General features: G+C 68.9%; 21 protein-coding genes and 1 riboswitch. Of the genes, 13 read left to right on the top strand and 8 right to left on the bottom strand.

Going from position 1 to position 17,571, the window contains the following annotated elements:
* Nucleotides 1-333: 333 nt before the first annotated feature.
* Nucleotides 334-585 (bottom strand): chlorophyll a/b-binding protein, encoded by a 252-nt coding sequence (locus KBZ08_RS11800; protein WP_106222864.1) that lies wholly within the window; start codon nt 583-585, stop codon nt 334-336.
* A 98-nt stretch (nt 586-683) separates the two neighbouring features.
* Here KBZ08_RS11800 and KBZ08_RS11805 point away from each other — a divergent pair, with 98 nt between their 5' ends.
* Nucleotides 684-983: a hypothetical protein gene (locus tag KBZ08_RS11805; protein WP_106222863.1), complete on the top strand. Its 300-nt coding sequence runs from the start codon at nt 684-686 to the stop codon at nt 981-983.
* Here the strand turns inward: KBZ08_RS11805 and KBZ08_RS11810 are convergent.
* Nucleotides 964-1,920 (bottom strand): isopenicillin N synthase family oxygenase, encoded by a 957-nt coding sequence (locus tag KBZ08_RS11810; RefSeq protein WP_254973149.1) that lies wholly within the window; start codon nt 1,918-1,920, stop codon nt 964-966. The genes KBZ08_RS11805 and KBZ08_RS11810 overlap by 20 nt on opposite strands.
* A 12-nt stretch (nt 1,921-1,932) precedes the next feature.
* A complete protein-coding gene (locus KBZ08_RS11815) occupies nt 1,933-2,739 on the bottom strand; it encodes a prohibitin family protein (RefSeq protein ID WP_254973257.1) in 807 nt (268 codons plus the stop codon).
* A gap of 77 nt (nt 2,740-2,816) precedes the next feature.
* Between KBZ08_RS11815 and KBZ08_RS11820 the strand changes: the two genes are divergently transcribed.
* From KBZ08_RS11820 to KBZ08_RS11830, 3 genes are read left to right on the top strand one after another with little or no spacing between them, the layout of a single operon-like run.
* Nucleotides 2,817-3,770 (top strand): malate transporter, encoded by a 954-nt coding sequence (locus KBZ08_RS11820; RefSeq protein WP_254973151.1) that lies wholly within the window; start codon nt 2,817-2,819, stop codon nt 3,768-3,770.
* A 36-nt stretch (nt 3,771-3,806) separates the two neighbouring features.
* Nucleotides 3,807-4,388: a rhomboid family intramembrane serine protease gene (locus tag KBZ08_RS11825; protein ID WP_106222860.1), complete on the top strand. Its 582-nt coding sequence runs from the start codon at nt 3,807-3,809 to the stop codon at nt 4,386-4,388.
* Between the two features lie 5 nt (nt 4,389-4,393).
* The gene (locus KBZ08_RS11830; RefSeq protein WP_254973154.1) at nt 4,394-6,778 is read left to right on the top strand and encodes a type II CAAX prenyl endopeptidase Rce1 family protein; all 2,385 of its coding nucleotides are present in this window, start codon (nt 4,394-4,396) and stop codon (nt 6,776-6,778) included.
* On the opposite strand, the gene ppk2 is transcribed toward KBZ08_RS11830, so the two are convergent.
* The 3 genes from ppk2 to KBZ08_RS11845 form a co-directional block, all read right to left on the bottom strand.
* On the bottom strand, nt 6,769-7,746 hold the full coding sequence (ppk2, locus tag KBZ08_RS11835; RefSeq protein WP_106222858.1) for a polyphosphate kinase 2: 978 nt from the start codon (nt 7,744-7,746) through the stop codon (nt 6,769-6,771). The two genes, KBZ08_RS11830 and ppk2, sit on opposite strands and share 10 nt — an antisense overlap.
* 105 nt (nt 7,747-7,851) lie before the next feature.
* Nucleotides 7,852-8,055: a hypothetical protein gene (locus KBZ08_RS11840; protein ID WP_254973156.1), complete on the bottom strand. Its 204-nt coding sequence runs from the start codon at nt 8,053-8,055 to the stop codon at nt 7,852-7,854.
* A gap of 38 nt (nt 8,056-8,093) precedes the next feature.
* The gene (locus KBZ08_RS11845) at nt 8,094-8,231 is read right to left on the bottom strand and encodes a hypothetical protein (protein WP_219904507.1); all 138 of its coding nucleotides are present in this window, start codon (nt 8,229-8,231) and stop codon (nt 8,094-8,096) included.
* A 229-nt stretch (nt 8,232-8,460) separates the two neighbouring features.
* On the opposite strand from KBZ08_RS11845, the gene KBZ08_RS11850 reads away from it, so the two are divergent.
* The 9 genes from KBZ08_RS11850 (at nt 8,461) to KBZ08_RS11890 (ending at nt 16,513) form a co-directional block, all read left to right on the top strand.
* A complete protein-coding gene (locus KBZ08_RS11850) occupies nt 8,461-8,739 on the top strand; it encodes a DUF3136 domain-containing protein (protein ID WP_106222890.1) in 279 nt (92 codons plus the stop codon).
* Between the two features lie 68 nt (nt 8,740-8,807).
* Nucleotides 8,808-8,967, top strand: a riboswitch (guanidine-I (ykkC/yxkD leader).
* 31 nt (nt 8,968-8,998) lie between these two features.
* Nucleotides 8,999-10,213: an agmatinase gene (gene speB / locus KBZ08_RS11855; protein ID WP_106222856.1), complete on the top strand. Its 1,215-nt coding sequence runs from the start codon at nt 8,999-9,001 to the stop codon at nt 10,211-10,213.
* Between the two features lie 3 nt (nt 10,214-10,216).
* On the top strand, nt 10,217-10,642 hold the full coding sequence (locus KBZ08_RS11860; RefSeq protein ID WP_254973161.1) for a hydrogenase maturation nickel metallochaperone HypA: 426 nt from the start codon (nt 10,217-10,219) through the stop codon (nt 10,640-10,642).
* Nucleotides 10,643-10,648: 6 nt separating this feature from the next.
* Nucleotides 10,649-11,350, top strand: coding sequence for a hydrogenase nickel incorporation protein HypB (gene hypB / locus KBZ08_RS11865; RefSeq protein WP_254973163.1), 702 nt, complete (start codon nt 10,649-10,651; stop codon nt 11,348-11,350).
* On the top strand, nt 11,350-12,714 hold the full coding sequence (gene glnT / locus KBZ08_RS11870) for a type III glutamate--ammonia ligase (RefSeq protein WP_254973165.1): 1,365 nt from the start codon (nt 11,350-11,352) through the stop codon (nt 12,712-12,714). The genes hypB and glnT overlap by 1 nt, the downstream gene beginning before the upstream one ends.
* Before the next feature lie 149 nt (nt 12,715-12,863).
* Nucleotides 12,864-13,874, top strand: a complete 1,011-nt coding sequence (locus tag KBZ08_RS11875) for an ABC transporter substrate-binding protein (protein ID WP_106222852.1) — start codon at nt 12,864-12,866, stop codon at nt 13,872-13,874.
* A gap of 5 nt (nt 13,875-13,879) precedes the next feature.
* The gene (locus KBZ08_RS11880) at nt 13,880-14,656 is read left to right on the top strand and encodes an ABC transporter permease (protein ID WP_106222889.1); all 777 of its coding nucleotides are present in this window, start codon (nt 13,880-13,882) and stop codon (nt 14,654-14,656) included.
* A 5-nt stretch (nt 14,657-14,661) separates the two neighbouring features.
* Nucleotides 14,662-15,429 carry an ABC transporter ATP-binding protein gene (locus KBZ08_RS11885; protein WP_254973169.1) on the top strand — a complete coding sequence of 256 codons (768 nt, stop codon included), beginning with the start codon at nt 14,662-14,664 and terminating at the stop codon, nt 15,427-15,429.
* Between the two features lie 34 nt (nt 15,430-15,463).
* A complete protein-coding gene (locus KBZ08_RS11890; RefSeq protein ID WP_254973170.1) occupies nt 15,464-16,513 on the top strand; it encodes an aromatic ring-hydroxylating dioxygenase subunit alpha in 1,050 nt (349 codons plus the stop codon).
* Here the strand turns inward: KBZ08_RS11890 and KBZ08_RS11895 are convergent.
* Nucleotides 16,462-16,677 (bottom strand): hypothetical protein, encoded by a 216-nt coding sequence (locus KBZ08_RS11895; protein WP_254973171.1) that lies wholly within the window; start codon nt 16,675-16,677, stop codon nt 16,462-16,464. The genes KBZ08_RS11890 and KBZ08_RS11895 overlap by 52 nt on opposite strands.
* Nucleotides 16,678-16,696: 19 nt before the next feature.
* Entirely contained in the window at nt 16,697-17,554 is an 858-nt protein-coding gene (locus KBZ08_RS11900) for a sugar phosphate isomerase/epimerase (RefSeq protein WP_254973174.1), read from the bottom strand.
* Nucleotides 17,555-17,571 lie beyond the last annotated feature (17 nt).

Below are 17,571 nucleotides of genomic sequence, written 5' to 3' on the forward strand. Positions count from 1 at the left end.
TTCAAAAAATCACCCGACCCGTCCCATGCGCGACCACGAGGGCTGGATTGTGGTGACTGAGTTGTGGTGAGAGAGAGGTGGTGATCGGAGCGCTAGACGCGCTGCTCGGTACGCATAGCGATTCTACCGCAAATCGCTGGTGACAACCCTTCCGATGGGGTGACACAGTCGTTGCATGGAGCTCTCACGACAACACCATCGAATAGCACACGAACAAACAAACTCCAGACCAAAGGGCACGTCCCGTGGTCGCCGTATCGACCCCACGTTGTCACCTGCCCGCCTGGACACGCCACCCTGCCGTCGATCGAGCCGTGGGCCTGATGCACGGGCTCAGCCCAGCAGCCAGCGCAGCATCAGGGCCAGCTGACCGACAATCCCCCTGCCGGTGAGCTCTTCGCCGATCAGGGCCGCCAGGAATCCGATCATCGCCACCCGTCCGTTGAGTCGCTCGACCCCGGCCAGGGCGGACCGATTCCAGGGGCGGGAGGTGGTGAGGCCCTCCCCGAACCGCTCCAGGGGCTCGTAGAGAAACGGCGGCTCGGCCGTGTCCGTACCGGGTTGCTGCCTGCTGTCTTCGTCCACGGATGATGCCCTCGGATGCATCCAGCCTATGGGTCACCGCCAGAACGGTGACGCGCCCGCATGGTCCGGCTACAGTACAGGTGTACCAGAGGTCCGCCATGGCACCCGGCCAGATCGATCCTGCGGTGGCCCCGCTGCGGCGGGCCAACCCCCAGCGCTTCCGTGAAGCTCGAGCCGGCCACCTGGCCGTCGTCGCCATGGCCGGCAGGCCGTGGTTCATCGGCAGGATCTGCGAGCTCAGCGGCCCCACACCGGCGGATTTCGCCCGGGTGCTCAATATCGACACCGGCGACATCGAGAGAATCCCGGCACCCTGGATTGTCGAACTCATGGGCGACGGTGGACTTCTTAACGAGCGCCATCCTCGCCAGCGGATGATCAGTTCTCGAGCAGATTGATGCGGTACAGCACCTCCTCGAGGGCATCTGCAGCGGAGATGGCGCTGTAACGCTGCGGCTGATCCGGGCCGCAGCAGGAGGGCACCGGCGCCAGGACCGTCCAGGGCCGGGCATGGCAGAACTGCACGACGCTGTGGCGCTCACCGGTGGCCCCCGGCGGCGCCACCACCCGATGCCAGCCGGTGGGGATGCGGCCGTTGGACAGACGCTCCAGCATCAGACCCGTGTTGATGATCACCCGCCCCTCCGGCGGGGCGGCCTCCACCCATTGCCCGGCCACATGCACCTGCAGCCCCGGCCCGGTGGCCCTGGGCAGGGCGGTGATCAGATTGATGTCCCCATGGGCCGCCGCCCACACATGGTCCTGCCCCGGAGCCTGGGCCATGGGGGGGTAGCGCAGGGCCCGGGTGAGGGTGGGGGCCTCACGCACCATCTCCTCGAAGAAGCCCTCGGCGCAGCCCATGCCCACGGCGATCACCCGCAGAAAGCGGCGCTGGAGATCGGCGATCGCCCGGTGGAACTCCCCCAGCACGGCGGTGATGCCGGGAACGGCCGCCTCCGGCAGGACCTGCTCGGGGTAGAGGGACGGGAACCGGAGCCGCAGGGGATGCCCGGGCGGCAGCGGTTCCGACCAGTTCAGCATCTCCTTCCAGTCCGGCTGGTCGTTGCCCGCGGCCGTCTCCACCAGCACCTCCGTGTAACCGGTCTGGCCGCTGGAGCCCGGGGCCCGGAAACGCCGCTTGGTGTCGGCCTCGAGGGCGAAGAACCGCTGCAGGAGCCCGTAGGCGGTGTCCAGCAGGTCGACGGGCAGGTCGCTGCTGGTGTAGACGAAGCCGCTGGCCAGGCTGCGCCTCACCCCGTCGACCACGGCGTCGCGGGCGTCCGCGTCACCCCGCTCGAAGGCCAGCAGATCCACATCCAGAATCGCCTCGTGCATCGGGTGTCCCGCTCAGCTGCGGCCGTTGACGATCACCGGGCTGCCGCCGCCCCCGGCCGCCCCCGGCAGGGCCGGCACCACCGAGGTCTGGCCGTCCCACTTGTCGAGGAACAGCTTGTAGAGCACCTGGTCGTCGAGGCTGGAGTTGAGGGTCTGGTAGCGCTTGGCCTCCTGCTCGGCGATCAGCACCTCCGTCTGGGCCCGCAGCAGCTGCTGCTCGGCGATCTGCTTCTGCTCGATGGCGGCGCGGTACTCCTCGGCGATCTGCAGACCGGTCAGATCCAGACCCTGCACGGTCACGTAGTCGAACTTGCGCAGCTCCTCGGCCACCTTCTCCTGCACCAGTTCGGAGATGGAGTTCCACTCGGTGGCGATGGTCACCAGTTCGTACTGGGAGAAGACCGACTTGAGGGCCTTCAGCAGGGACGGCTGGATCACCCGCGGATAGATCTGCTGGTCGTCGGTGGCGATGGTTTCGTAGATGCGGCCCGCTTCGGCGGGCTTCATGGCGTACTTGACCGTGGCCGTGGCCTGGATCACCTGCAGGTCCTTGGTGAGGGTGGAGAACTGCTCCGGCCGCACCTGGGTGCGCACATCGAAGAGGGAGGTGTTCTGGGCCAGGGGGATCTTGAGGTTGGCCCCGGGCTGTCGCGGCGCGCCGGTGACCTTGCCGAGGGTGGTGACCACCGCCACGCTGCCCGCCGGCACGATGAAGACCGTCTGGGTGAGCAGCACCAGGCCGGCGAGCGCGGCGGCGAAGACCAGCTGCCAGAGGCCGCCGAAGCCGTTGTCGGCCCCGGAGCGCATGGGGGATTGCATCGGAGAGCTGGGCACCTGGGGAAGCGACGACCCTAGGCAGCGCCGCAGACCGGGGGCCGCCATGGTGGGGGCGCCCGATGGCCTGGGGAGGGCTGGTGCTGCGGTTCCTGCTCGAACTGGTCCCTCCCCTGGGTGTCGGCCTGCTGCTGGGGATGCGGTTCCCCGGGCTGCCCGGACGGCTCGCCCCGCCGTTGATCCACTGGGGCATCCCCTTCAGCCTGGTGGCCCTGCTGCTGCGGGCGGGCTTCCGGGCCGAGCTGCTCACGGCGGCCCTGATGGCGGCGGTCGCCTCGGGTCTGGGCCTGCTGCTGATGCGCCTGCCGGCTCTGGGCCGCCGCATCCCCGAGGGCAGCCTGCAACTGGGCTGCATCGTGGGCAACACGGGCTACTGGGGGCTGCCCGTGGCCCTGGCCCTGCTGCCGGCCGAGGCCATCGGCTTCACGATCGCCTTCGATCTGATGGCCACCCTGATCACCTGGAGCCTCGGTCCGCTGCTGGTGGACCGGCGCGCCAGCGGCGTCCGCCGCCAGCTGCTGGGGCTGGCCACCAGCCCGGCCATGCGGGGGCTGGCGCTGGCCGTGCTGCTGCAGCAGACCCCCTGGAGCGCCGCCCTGGCCGAGTGGCTGTGGTGGCCGGCCTGGCTGGTGGTGCTGGTGGCCCTGGCCCTGGTGGGGATGCGGCTGGGTCTCATGCTGCGGCGCCGCCCGGCCGGCCAGGTCGGGGGGAACGTCCTGGTGGCGCCCCTGGTGGGCAAGCTGCTGGTGCTGCCGGCGGCCATGCTGCTGCTGGCCGGCCTGCTGGGGCTGCCCTCCGCCTTGCGGGACGCGGTGGTGCTGCAGGCGGCGGCCCCCACGGCCCTCTCGGTGCTGCTGCTCACGGAAGCGGCCGGCGCCGGGCAGAGGCCGTCCCCCGAAGCCGGGGGGCGGCAGGCGGTCGAGGCGGTGGCGATGCTGGTGCTCTGGAGCACCGCCCTGGCCCTGGTCTCGGTTCCGCTGTGGTGGTGGCTGCTGAGCGGTCCGCTGGGGAGCTAGGACAGGCCGACACGCACTGCCCGTCCGCCTACGGCCATGGCCGGTTCCCTCGCCCAGCGGCTCGACCGCAGCCTGTCCCGTCTCAAGGGCATGGCCGTGCTGCCGGTGCTGATCCTGGCGGTGCCCTGGGCCCAGGAGATCATCGACCAGGTCTTCTTCGGGGGCCGCTGGAACCTGCCGATGGTGCCGGGGGGCCCCTTCCTCGGGGTGCTCACCGCCCCCTTCAGCCACGGAGGCTTCGGTCACCTGATCAGCAACAGCCTCTGGTTCCTGCCCCTGTCCTGGCTGGTCCTGGCCAAGAGCCGGGGCGACTACCTGGCGGTGTGGCTGGGGGTCTACGCCACGGCCATCCCGGTCTGGCTGTTCTGGCACCAGGCCAGCCATGGCCTCTCCGGGGTCATCTACGGGCTGCTGGGCTACCTGCTGCTGATCGGCTGGCTGGAGCGCCGCCCCCTCTCGATTCTGCTGTCGCTCACCGCGCTGGTCGCCTACGGGGGGGCGCTGCCCAGCCTGCTGCCCTTCCTGAGTCCCCCTGGGGTGAGCTGGATCGGCCACGCCTCCGGTTTCGCCGGCGGCGTGCTCGCGGCCCTGGCGATCCACCGGGAAAGCGGCGGTTAGCACCCATGGCGCCGCCCCCTGCCGAGCCCGGGCGGCCCCGCCCCGACCGCAGCCGCCGGGTGGCGCTTCTGGCGGCCGCCATGGCCATGGTGCTGCTGGTGCTGCCCCTGGCCACGGGTGTCCTGGGCGCGGTGGTCCCGCCACCGCCCACCAGCTACGACCTCGCGTGGCGCGCCCCCTTCAACCGTCCGGACCACTACCCGCTGGCGCGGCGGCCGGATCCGTCCCTCTACCGCCCCCACGGTGACTGGTTCGGTCGCCTGATCCTTCCGGCAGCGGCCGAGATGGTGCAGGGCGGCGGTGACTGGGTGTGGCTGGAGCTGGAGCAGGCCCCGGCGGACCACGAGGGCCTGGTCGGCCAGCGCCTGCGGCTGGGCTGGCGGGACGAACCGATGCTGCGGGCCCTGGTGGACAAGGTGAGCACGCCGGTGCGGCTCGGGGAGCAGGCCGCTCTGGCGGCGCAGCAGGGCAATGTCGTGCCCACCCGCCTCGACGGCCGCAACGACGTGGGGCCGCTGCAGACCCTGGCGGGGGCCCATCCCCACGACGACATCACCGTGACGCTGGAGGAGGTACGCGTCGAGCAGCGGGACGGGAACACCGTGCTGCGGATCGGCCGCCCGCCCCTGCAGAGCACGGGCCGCTGGATGGCTCTGGTGCGGCTGCTCTCCCGGGACCCTGCCGACCAGGAGCGCTTCCGGGTGCAGCACTACGACCGGGGCCGGGGGAACTTCGGCGGCCCGATCGAGACGGTGCGACTGCCCCGCCAGCCCCCCGATCGCCATGGCCGGCGCTTCTTCGACCCCCAGGGACTGCTGGAGTCCCCCGTGGGCACGGACGGCTGGTACCTCTATGGCGCCCCGGACAGGGAAGGGACCTTCACCGCCCAGGCCCTGGAACCGCGCCGCCTCACCCGTCTGGAGAGCGACCGGGTTCTGCGGGGCACCGCGGCCGGCCTCAACGCCATCAGCCGGGTCAACTGGAGTGATGGCGAGACCCGACGCGGCCGCTTCAGCCGGGTGGGCCTGGTTCCCGATGGGGAGCAGGCCCCCTGGCAACCCGGTGACCGCTCCCTGGTGATTCACAACTTCGGAGGCATCGGCGGGCCCGATGGCGAGCCGATCAGCGGCTTCACGGTGACGGGCCACTTCGCCTTCGGCGCCGCCCGGGTCGTGCGCGATCCCTTCACCGGGGAGCCCCGCTTCGACCTGCGCTCCCACCAGATCTACGCCAACAATCCCAACGGCATCGTCTCGGGCAGCCAGGACTGGAGCGCCTACACCGGCAACCTGCAGCGGGGCTGGCTCGGGACGCGGCCGATCTCGGACGTGCTGGTGCGCACCGATCCCCTGCTCCTGGAGGAACTGGCGATCCAGGCGGAGGTGCTGATGGCGCGCTACCGCAGCGGCGACGGCGGCGGCGTCTCGCTCGTGTCCCCGGCCATCTCCTGTGTGCAGGATTCCAGCCAGGCCCTCTGGATCGCCATCGACCAGCTGCGCCGCCGCCGTCGTGAGCTTGACGGCACCGAGCTGCCCCGGCTCGCCTCCCTGGCCCGCTCCCTCGATGCCCTGCTCACCCCCTTCGGCATGGTGCGCGCCGACTGGCGCCACAACGCCTCGCTGATGGACCGCCCCGGCGATGCACCGGACCGGTTCCGGGCCAGCCCCAGCCTCTGGGATGGGCTGCTCAGCTGGCGCTCCATGCTGCCCCGCCGCGCCCACGACGAAATGGCCCGGGTGTTCCTGCGCCACGGAGACTTGCTCCATGTCCTGCGCACCAACCAGCTCCCCGGCGCCGACCGACGCCTGGCTCCCCTGGCGCCGACCCAGCTGCTCGGTCAGCTGCCGGTGGTGGGGCTGGCCCTGCCCCGGCTGATGGATGCGTTCTTCACGCCCCTGAGCCCAGCCGGCCTGGCTCTGGCGGCCCTGCTGCTGGGGGCCTACGCCGCCATCGCCCTGCCGCTGGGGCGCCGCAGCGGCTTCCTGCCGGCGACGGCTTCAGCGGTGGGGCCGTGGCTGCTGCTGCGCCGGGCCCCGGCCCTGCTGCTGTCCCCGGCGCTGGTGGAGGAGACCCTGTTCCGGGGCGCCCTGCTGCCGCACCCCCTCGAAGGTCTGGGCATGGCGGACACCGTCGCCTGGGGGGCGCTGAGCGTGGGGCTCTTCGTCGCCTGGCATCCGCTGGCGGGCCGGCTCTGGTACCGCCAGGGCCGGAGGCTGTTCGACGACGGCCGCTTCCTGCTCCTGGCCGGCCTGCTGGGGGTGGCCTGCGTGGTCGCCTACCAGGTCACCGGGTCCATCTGGGCGCCGGTGCTGATCCACTGGCTGGTGGTGCTGATCTGGCTGGAGCCGCTCGGGGGCCGCCGCTGGCTGGACGCGGGGATTCAGGGGTAGGCGTTGGGCACGAAGAACTGCTCGTTCATCGGCGGACGCTGGTAATCGGACCCGCTCTTGCGGGGGGGCAGTTCGATCGCCTTGGGTGTCATGTCCTCATAGGGGACCTTGCTGAGCAGATGGCGGATGCAGTTGAGCCTGGCCCGGCGCTTGTCATTGGCCTCGACGGTGAACCAGGGGGCCTCCGGGATGTTGGTGTGGGCGAACATCTCGTCCTTGGCCCGGGAGAACTCCACCCAGCGGTCCCGGGATTCCAGGTCCATCGGGCTCAGCTTCCAGCGGCGGGCCGGATCCTCCAGGCGGGAGCGGAACCGGGCCTCCTGCTCGTCATCACTGACGGAGAACCAGTACTTGATCAGGGTGATGCCGCTGCGCACCAGCATGCGCTCGAACTCCGGACAGGAGAGCATGAACTCCTCCACCTGCTCGGGCGTGCAGAAGCCCATCACCTTCTCGACGCCGGCCCGGTTGTACCAGCTGCGGTCGAACAGGACGATTTCACCGGCGGAGGGGAAGTTCTCCACATAGCGCTGGAAGTACCACTGGGTCTTCTGCTGGTCGGAGGGGGTGCCGAGGGCCACCACGTTGCAGCCCCGCGGGTTCAGCGGCTCCGTGATGCGCTTGATGGTGCCGCCTTTGCCGGCGGCATCCCGGCCCTCGAACAGCAGGATCATGCGGTAACCCACATGTTTGACCCAGTACTGCATCTTCACCAGCTCCACCTGGAGCCGGGCCAGTTCCTTTTCGTAGAACTTGCGATCCAGCTTGGGGGGACGTCCCTCGGAATGGTGGGAGAGGTCGTCGAGAATCGGCGAGGGCCTGTAGAGGTCCGACTCGCTCACACCGGAGGAGGCGAGACCGTTGCCATAGGCGCTGTCCGAGCGGTGCTTGCCTGCGGAGTCCTTCTTCTTGGGCGACTTGATCTTCAGGGTCTTGATCTTGAGACCACTCTTGTCCTTCTTGCCCATACCTTTGCCCTTCCTGCCGACAGTGGTGTGCTGTCTACGGAATAGCGGGTCAAGGGGAGCCCGAGAGCAACAAGGGACACCCGACGGCAAAGCGAGGGATTTTCTTCATGTTGGCGCCGGTGCCGGCGCGCCGCCCGTGGAAGCGAAGAAAGGGGTCGACAGGTCGGAGGCGGCCACCCACTGGGCGATCAGCTGCTCCTGCCGCACCAGCCGGTAACGGTTCCGCTCGCTGGGATGCTGCCGGTACTGGTCCCTCAGACTCTCCAGCCTGGCCATGAGGGAGTGGTAGACGGGGTGGTTCTTGTTCATCACCTCACGGGGGAGGCATCAACAGGGGGAGGGAGGGCTCAGCCGGCGACGCTGACACCGGGGGCCCACTGGGCGATCAGCTGCTCCTGGCGCACGACGCGGTACCGGTTGAGCTCGTTGGGGAGGTGGCTGTACTGCTCGTTGAGGGAGCGGAGCTGCTGCAGCAGCGCGTTCATCACGGGATGGTCTTCGTACATGCCGGGGATTCGTCCGCTGCCCAAACCTTAACTGAATCGGAAGGGGTGCCACCCCCCCCGGCGCCGGGCTGGTCAGGGAACCCCCATGGCGCTCGCCTCTGGCCGATCGGCGACCGGCGCGGGAATGTCCCCGGATGGGGGGCGCGCCCCGGCCGCCGATGGACGACAGTGGATGGATCTCTGCGGGGCCTGCCCCGAAGGATGGCCGATGACCGCCCGATCGCTTCCAGCGTCCCTGCCGAAGGTCACGATCCCGAAAGTCACCATCGGTGAACTGGAGGCCAATTATTCGATGTATTGCAAGGCTCTGCGCCTGCTGGTCCGGGAAGGTCGGACCCTCAAAAAGATCCAGCGCACGGTCTGCTGGCACCGGCTCGAGCAGCTGCACCAGTGCCTGCCGAGCCAGTACAAGGACCCGGACTATCTCTTCCTGCTGCTGCGCCGCGAGACCAACCGCAAGGCGGCCGGTCTCCCCTGCCCTACCTGAGACCCGCGCCCGAATCCCGTAGCAACCGTCACAACCGTCCCGCCCGGGGGCCTTCAGGATCACTGAGCGGATATTGCTTCTAGGGTTCCGGTCCCCCATTGCTGGCCTTGCCATTTCTGGCACTGCCGGCAACCGGGGGGATGCCTGGTCCGAGAGAAGCGCACCCACCGGATGCGAGAACCCTGTTCTCACCGGTGCGTGGCACGGAGGGACAAAAGCCCGGGAGACCGCCCCATCCCCACCGTGCCCAGAGGTCCGAATGAACGATCCGTCCAGCGGCCGCCCGTCCGATGCGGCCAGCGCCTTCGACCGGGGGCCCCACCCGGCCGGCAGTGAAGGGGCCCGGGCCCTGGAGAAGGAAGCCTCCCTGCCCCTCACCGGCTGGCAACAGGAAGTCGACCTGGGACACCGCTATGGCCTGGAGGCGGCCGCGAGCATCGTCGACCGGCGCATCTCCACCTTCTCCCGCGGTGAACTGCCCCATTTCGCGGGCATCAACACGTTCATGAAGGCGCCCTACATCGAGGATGTGAACCGCGTCGGCGAGTTCGACGTGGCGGTGGTGGGCGTTCCCCACGACAGCGGCACCACCTACCGGCCCGGCACCCGCTTCGGCCCCCAGGGCATCCGGCGCATCTCGGCCCTCTACACCCCCTACAACTACGAGATGGGGGTGGATCTGCGGGAGCAGATCACCCTCTGCGACGTGGGTGACATCTTCACCATCCCCGCCAACAACGAGAAGAGCTTCGATCAGATCTCCAAGGGCATCGCCCACGTGTTCGCCAGTGGCGCCTTCCCGATCATCCTGGGCGGCGACCACTCGATCGGCTTCCCCACCGTCCGGGGCGTCTGCCGCCACCTCGGCGACAAGAAGGTGGGCATCATCCACTTCGATCGCCACGTCGACACCCAGGAGACCGACCTGGACGAGCGCATGCACACCACCCCGTGGTTCCATGCCACCAACATGGCCAACGCCCCGGCTGAGAACCTGGTGCAGCTGGGCATCGGCGGCTGGCAGGTGCCGCGGGAGGGGGTGAAGGTCTGCCGCGAGCGGGGCACCAACGTGCTCACCGTCACCGACATCTGCGACATGGGCCTGGAGGCGGCGGCCAAGTACGCCATCGAGCGGGCCACCGACGGCACCGACTGCGTCTACATCTCCTTCGACATCGACTGCATCGATGCCGGTTTCGTGCCGGGCACCGGCTGGCCCGAACCGGGAGGGTTGCTGCCGCGCGAGGCCCTCAAGCTGCTGGAGCTGATCGTGCGCAACGTGCCCGTCTGCGGCCTTGAGGTGGTGGAGGTCTCCCCCCCCTACGACGTCAGCGACATGACCTCCCTGATGGCCACCCGGGTCATCTGCGACACCATGGCCCACCTGGTGGTGAGTGGTCAGCTGCCCCGCAAGTCAGCCCCCGCCTGGCTCTCCAGGGACTGCAACATGCAGGTCGACCGCGCCTGGAGATAGGGCATGCATGAAGTCGACATGACGCGCTGCCTGCTGCTGTCCATGAACGAGTGGAAGCAGCAGCATGCTCCCCGGGTGCCGGCGGTGGATCGGGTCCATCTCGAAGTGGGCACCTTCACCTGCGTCGAACCCGACCAGCTGGTGGTCACCTGGGCCGATGCCGTCAAGGGCAGCTGGCTCGACGGCGCCGAGCTGGTGATCGAGTCGGTGCCCCTGGTGGGGCGCTGCGTCCGCTGCCAGGCCACCTACAGCCCCGACCCGGCCGACGGTTTCCGCTCCCCCTGCTGCCACCACCCGATGGAGGAGATCGTCAGCGGCCGTGAACTGCGAATCCGCTCCGTCGCCTACGGCTTCGAAACCGCCCCGTCCACCAGCCCCGCCTCGCCTACCGCACCAACCAACGCTTCCCTCCCCACCGCCGCCCGCTGATCCGCCATGCACATGCCCCTCGAAGACACCCTCGGCCTCAACCTGCTGGCGGCCAACCAGCACCGGGCCGAGCACAACCGCGAGCACTTCGACGCCTGGAACCTGCTCTGCCTCAACGTGATGAGCAGCCCCGGCGCCGGCAAGACCTCCCTGCTGGAGCGCAGCCTGGCCGCCCTCGCCGGCCGCTGGGCCATGGCCGTGCTCGAGGGCGACATGACCACCCTGCTGGATGCCGAGCGTCTGGAGGCCGTGGGGATTCCGGTGGTGCCGATCACCACCGGTCGTGCCTGCCACCTGGATGCCGCCATGGTCAGCGGCGGCCTCAAGCTGCTGCGCCAGCGGCTCGATCCCGCCGCTCTGGACATCCTCTGGGTGGAGAACGTGGGAAACCTGGTCTGCCCCGCCGAATTCGCCATCGGGGAGCACCGCAAGGTGGCGCTCCTGAGCGTCACCGAGGGGGACGACAAGCCGCTCAAGTACCCGGTCATGTTCCGGGAAGCCGACTGCGTCCTGATCACCAAAGTGGATCTGCTGCCCCACCTGCCGGTGGATGTGGAGCGGATCGAGGCCCACATCCGCCAGGTGAACCCCCGCACCGCCGTGTTCCGCCTCTCCGCCACCACCGGAGAGGGTTTCGAGGCCTGGCACGACTGGCTCGACGCCCAGCGCCAGGCCGTCCAGACCTCCCCCGCCCTGATGCACGCCTGATGAGTCACCAGCATCCCGCCTCCGACCCCACCACGGCCCTGCAGGCCGACCTGCGTTCCAAGGGGGTCCGCTACGCCCTGGCGAGCTTCGTGGATCTGCACGGGGTGAGCAAGGCCAAGGCCGTGCCCCTCGAGCACCTCGGCCAGATGATGGCCGGCTCCGAACTGTTCACCGGGGCGGCCCTCGACGGCGTTCCCCAGGAGGTGAGCGACGACGAGGTGGCCGCGGTTCCCGATCCCGCCAGCGTCACCGTGCTCCCCTGGCAGCCGGAGGTGGCCTGGTTCGCCAGCGACCTGCACCTGCACGCCCGGCCCTTCGAGGCCTGCAGCCGCCACATTCTCGGCCGGGTGCGCCAGGAGGCGGCCGCCATGGGCTTCCGCTTCAACCTCGGCATCGAGACCGAGTTCTTCGTGCTGAAGAAGGGGGCCGCGGGGGGCTGGGTCCCCTTCAGCGACCGCGACACCCTCGACAAACCCGCCTATGACGTGCGCGGCCTGCTCGACAACCTGCCCTGGCTGGACGAACTGGTGCAGGCGATGAACGGCCTGGGCTGGGGGGTCTATTCCTTCGACCACGAGGACGGCCCCGGCCAGTTCGAGACCGATTTCGACTACGCCGACGTGCTCACCATGGCCGACCGGCTCACCTTCTTCAAGCTGATGGCCAAGGAGATCGCCCATCGGCACGGTCTGCTGGCAACCTTCATGCCCAAGCCCTTCGGGGATCGCACCGGCAGTGGCGCCCACTTCAACATGTCCCTGGCGGACGTTCAGACCGGGGCCAACCTGTTCGCCACACCCGAGGCGACCCCCGGCAAGGTCACCCGGCTGGCGGAACATTTCATCGCCGGTGTGCTGCGCCACGCCCCCGCCATCTGCGCGGTGATCGCCCCGACGGTCAACAGCTACAAGCGCCTGGTGGCCCAGGGGAGCATGTCGGGATTCACCTGGGCACCGGTGTTCGTCTGCTACGGCAACAACAACCGCACCAACATGCTGCGCATTCCCTCACCCGGTGGCCGGGTGGAATGCCGAGCTGCCGACATTTCCTGCAACCCCTATCTCGGCGCTGCCCTGATGCTGGCGGCCGGGTTGGAAGGGATCCGAGAAGAACTGGATCCCGGCGCCCCCAACCTGGTGAATGCCTACACACTCAGCGCCGCGGAACGGGCCGAACGGGGCCTGAACATGCTGCCCCGAACGCTCGGTGAGGCGGTGGAGGCCTTCGCGGCCGATCCACTTGCCGAAAGCGTATTCGGTGATGCCATGTTCCAGGCGTTTGTCTCCTACAAACGTGAAGAGTGGGAGTCCTACCACTCGGCTGTTTCCGAATGGGAACAGCAGCGTTACCTGGAGTTCTTCTGAGCCTCTTCACGGGGGGCTCCCTTCACCCATCCACCCACGCAACCAGGTCTCGAACCCAGCCCACTTTCCAGTTCACCATCGACTCGGAAACGCGCCTGAACCGGTCGTCTTCCCATCCGAGCAGCCACCGCCCCTCCCCCGATTTCCTGATGTTGAAAGCCACCTTTTTCCGTCGTCAACGCCGGGCCATCGCCCTCGCCCTGATGGCCGCCCTCGGGGGAGGATTGCTGGCCGGTTGCCAGCAGCCGGCCAGCCAGGAGACGCCCGTCAAGATCGGCTACAGCGCCTGGCCGGGCTGGTTCCCCTGGAAGGTCACCGAGGTCAAGGGGCTGTTCGACAAGCAGGGGGTGGCGGCTTCGATGCAGTGGTTCGACGGCTATCTGGATTCGATCAACGCCCTCAACGCCGGCCAGCTGGACTGCAACAGCCAGACCCTCAACGACACGATCAGTTCGGTGGCGGGTGGAGCGGATCTCCAGGTGGTGCTCCAGAACGATTTCTCCACCGGCAATGACCAGATCATCGCCGCGGCCGAGATCAAGTCGATCCCTGATCTGAAGGGCAAGAAGGTCGCCGCCGAGGAAGGCACCGTCGACCACTTCCTGCTGCTGAAGGTGCTCAAGGATGCGGGCCTCTCCGCCAAGGACATCACCTTCGTTCCCCTCGAAACCGGTGCCGCCGCCGCCGCCTTCGCGGCGGGCAAGGTGGATGCGGCGGGCGTTTATGCGCCATTCACCACCCAGGCTCTGAAGCGGCCGGGTAGCCGGGCCCTGGCCACCTCCAAGGATCACCCCGGGGCGATCAGCGATCTGCTCGTCTGCCGCACGGAATTCGTCGCCAAGAATCCCGAGAAGGTCCAGAAGATCGTCAACGCCTGGTTCGCCACGCTCGCCACGATCAAGGACGACCCCGCCGGCACCCTGCCGATTCTGGTAGAACGCTCCGGCGTGAGCGAGGCCGAGTTCAAGGAGTACAACGCCGGCACCACCATCCAGACCCTCGAGGAGAACCGCAGCAACTTCAAGCCGGGCACCACGATGCTGTCGCTGCCCTATGCCGCCGAGCAGATCAGCGCCTTCCTGGTGGAGACGGGCCTGGCCAAGACCAAGCCCGACCTCACCAACCTGCTGAATTCCCAGTTCGTCGACAACGCCCGTTGAGCACCATGGCCCGGTCCCCCGCCCTGCGCCGCCTCCTCAGCCACCCCTGGGTTCTCGGGGTGCTCGGCATCCTCACCGTCTTCCTGATGTGGTGGCTGGTCACCGCCAGCGGCATGGTCGACAAGCTCTTCCTGCCGAGCCCCGGAGCGGTGTGGCTGGCGGGCAGCGACCAGTTCCAGCGCGGCATCCTGGTGGCGGATGCGGTGGCCAGCATCCAGCGGGTGTTCATCGGGTTCGCCATCTCAGCAGGGCTGGCCCTGCCGATCGGCATCGCCATGGGCACGAACCGGACCATCTGCCACTTTCTCGAGCCACTGATGGCGCTGATCCGCTACATGCCGGCGCCCGCTTTCATTCCCCTGCTGATCATCTATTTCGGTCTTGAGGAGTTGCCGAAGGTGATGCTCATCTTCATCGGCACCTTCTTCTTCAATACCCTGATGATCATGGATGCGGTGAAGTTCGTTCCCTCCGAACTGGTGGAAACGGCCCTCACCCTGGGAGGCCGGGGCCTGCCGATCCTGACCCGGGTGGTGGCCCCCTACATCGCCCCCCAGGTGCTCGACACCTACCGGATCAACATGGCCTCGGCCTGGAACCTCGTGATCGTCGCCGAACTGGTGGCCGCCAACGAGGGACTGGGTAAACGCATCAGCCTGGCCCAGCGATTCCTGCGCACCGATGAGATCTTCGTCGGCCTGATCGTGATCGGACTGATCGGCCTGATGATCGATCTGGGTTTCCGGTTTCTGATGCGACGGTCCTGTTCCTGGGCCAATTGAACCCCATGCATCTCCAGGTTTCCCAGGTCTCCAAGAGTTTCGGCGAGGGGCGGGATCGCAAGCTCGTTCTCGAGAACATCAGCTTCGAACTGGTCTCGGGTCAGTTCATGGCCCTGGTCGGCAGTTCCGGCTCCGGCAAGTCCACCGTGATGCGGCTGATCGCCGGTCTGGAGCGGCCCAGCGAAGGCACCATTCAGCTGGATGGCGTGCCGGTCCGGCGTCCCGGCTCCGACCGGGGCATGGTGTTCCAGAAGTACAGCCTCTACCCCTGGCTCACGGCGGCGCAGAACGTGGCCTTCGGCCTGTCGCTCCAGGGACGGGACAAGGCGGAGATCCGCGAGCGGACCGCCTACTTCCTCGACGTGGTCGGGCTGGCGGACGCGGCCCGGCTGCTGCCCCGGGAACTCTCGGGGGGCATGCAGCAACGGGTGGCCATCGCCAGGGCCCTGGCGACAGAGCCCAAGGTGCTGCTGCTGGACGAACCGTTCGGGGCGCTGGATCTGCAGATCCGCGAATCGATGCAGGAATTCCTCCACGACCTCTGGAAGCGCACCGGACTCACCGCCCTGCTGATCACCCACGACATCGAGGAGGCGCTGCTGCTGGCCGGCACCGTTCACATCATGGCGCCGCGGCCCGGCCGGATCGTCCACAGCGTCGATGTCCGTCTGGATCGCTCCGACCTGCGCCACCTGCGCGTGTCCCAGCCCTTCCTGGAGCTGCGGGAGGAACTGGCCAGCCGCCTGCGCAGCCTGGATGGTTCCCTGCTCTGAGCGTTCCGTCCGCCCCGTCCTGACCCACCGTTCCATGGACACCGCCACCCGGGCCGCCTTTCTGCCGCCGGAGCTCTACGGCTCTCCGGCCGTCGCCGCCCTCGAGCGCGAGCACTACGCCACCCGCTTCTGGCACCCCGTCGCCGCCGCCGCCGATCTGCCGCCGGGGCATGTGCGGGCGCTGGAGCTGCTGGGGCTTCCCGTACTGCTCTGCCACGGCCGTGATGGGGCCGTGCGGGCCTTCCGCAACCGCTGTCCCCACCGGGCCGTGGCCTTCCACGAGCCGGCGGAAGGCAGCGTGGCCTGCCGCCGGCTGGTCTGCCCGTACCACGGCTGGACCTACGACCTGGGCGGAACGCTGCTGGCGGCCGCCAGGGAAGGGGAGTTCGTCGACCCGTTCGAGCGCGGCGCCTGGCCGCTGGAGGCCCTCGACTGCCAGGTGCGGGCCTCCCTGATCTGGGTGGCCCTGGGGGCCGAGCCGATCCCCATCGACGACCAGCTGGATCTGCCGCTGCAGGAAGCCCCCGACGCCCTCGCCCGAACCCTGGTGCCCCTGGCCTTCCACGAACGGGGGCTTGCCTGCAACTGGAAGATCGCCCACGACAACACCCTCGACGACTACCACGTCGCCATCGCCCATCCCACCACCCTGCATCGGCTGCAGGGCCCGGTGCGCGACTACCGCCATCGCTTCGGCACCTGGGCCAACGTGCTGGCCACCCCCTCACCCGAGGGGGACGGTGCGTTTCTCACCTTCGGCCTGCCGCCTTGGAACCACCTGCTGCTGTGGCCCGACGGACGGCTGGCGATGATCCAGTTCCTGCCCGAGACGCTAGACACCTGCCGGATGCAGGTGTGGCTGCTGGGGCCCGCCTCACGCCAGGACGAAGGGGAGGCACTGATGGCGGAGATGGTCCATTTCCTGGCCGAGGACCGGGCCCTGGTGGAATCGGCCCAGCGCGGTTACAGGGAGGGTTTCCGCACCGGCCCGCCGCACAGGCTGGAGGCCCGGATCCTGCACCAGCAGGCGATCTACGCGGCGCTGCTGGAGCCCTGGTACGCGTCGGGGCGGATGCCCAGGTAAGCGGCCTCCTTGAACAGGGCGCGCTTGGCATCGGCGTCCTGGCGCTGCTCGGCGATGGCATAGCGGGCCCGCAGGGAAGCGACCAGGGCGGCCCGGCGGGGATCGGACCCATCGCTGGAGCGGCTGGCCGACGGTGAGGCGGTCGGGGCGTCGATCACGCTCATCATGACGTCACTCTGTTCACTATGAACACAGCTTATCGCTGTTTCCGGCTAGCGGCTGGCTACGCAACCACTGCGCCATCGCCACGTTGATCGTCAGCAGGTCGGCCACCGGACGGTCGGTGAACGGCAGGGTGGGCATGTAGCCGTCCGGTCCGAACTCGGGGGTGAAGCTGGGCGGGGCAGCACCACGCTGGAGCGCCCTTTCGGTGAACAGGCGCCAGCAGGCCCGGTGGGCCGCGAGTGCCTCCGCATGCTCCGGGGCGAAGGGATGGGACACCTGGGGACCCTGGGCATGGCCCACCCGGGCATGGATGTGGTCGACCCGGTCGGCCATCAACCGCACCGGCGCCAGATCCGGGGTCATCAGCCTTTCCGCCACGACGCACCAGTGGCTCAGGTCGGCCGTGAGCCGCAGAGCCGGCACGGCCTCGAGCAGCGGCGCGATCGTCCAGGGCATCCCCAGGCAGCGAGAACGGTGGGTCTCGAAGCTCACCGCCAGGCCACTGGTCGCCGCCAGCGTCTGGGCCTCGGCCAGGAAGGCCTGTTGCCACTCCAGGGGCCAGGCATCGCTGCCGGTGAGCACGGTCACCCGGTGGGGGCAAAGCGCGGCGCAGCGGCGGAGCTGGTCGTCCAGTTCCGCCAGGTGCTGCGCCGGCGAGACGGCCAGCTCCGGCACGTAGCCGCCGCCGGTGACCACCTCCAGCACCAGGGGTCTGCCGGACCCCAGCAGGCGGGCGGGTCCGGCCGGGTCGCTGACCAGGGATGGATGGAGGATGTTCAGCTCCAGACCGTCGAAGCCCCCCCGCTCGGCCGTCTCCAGGGCGGTGGCCAGGGGGCCCTCGAAGCCCCAGAGGGAGAAGAACAGCAGGGAAGGCACTGGAGGGGCACGACGCG

The organism is Cyanobium sp. Candia 9D4, assembly GCF_024346155.1.
GTDB classification, from domain to species: Bacteria; Cyanobacteriota; Cyanobacteriia; order PCC-6307; family Cyanobiaceae; genus Cyanobium; species Cyanobium minutissimum.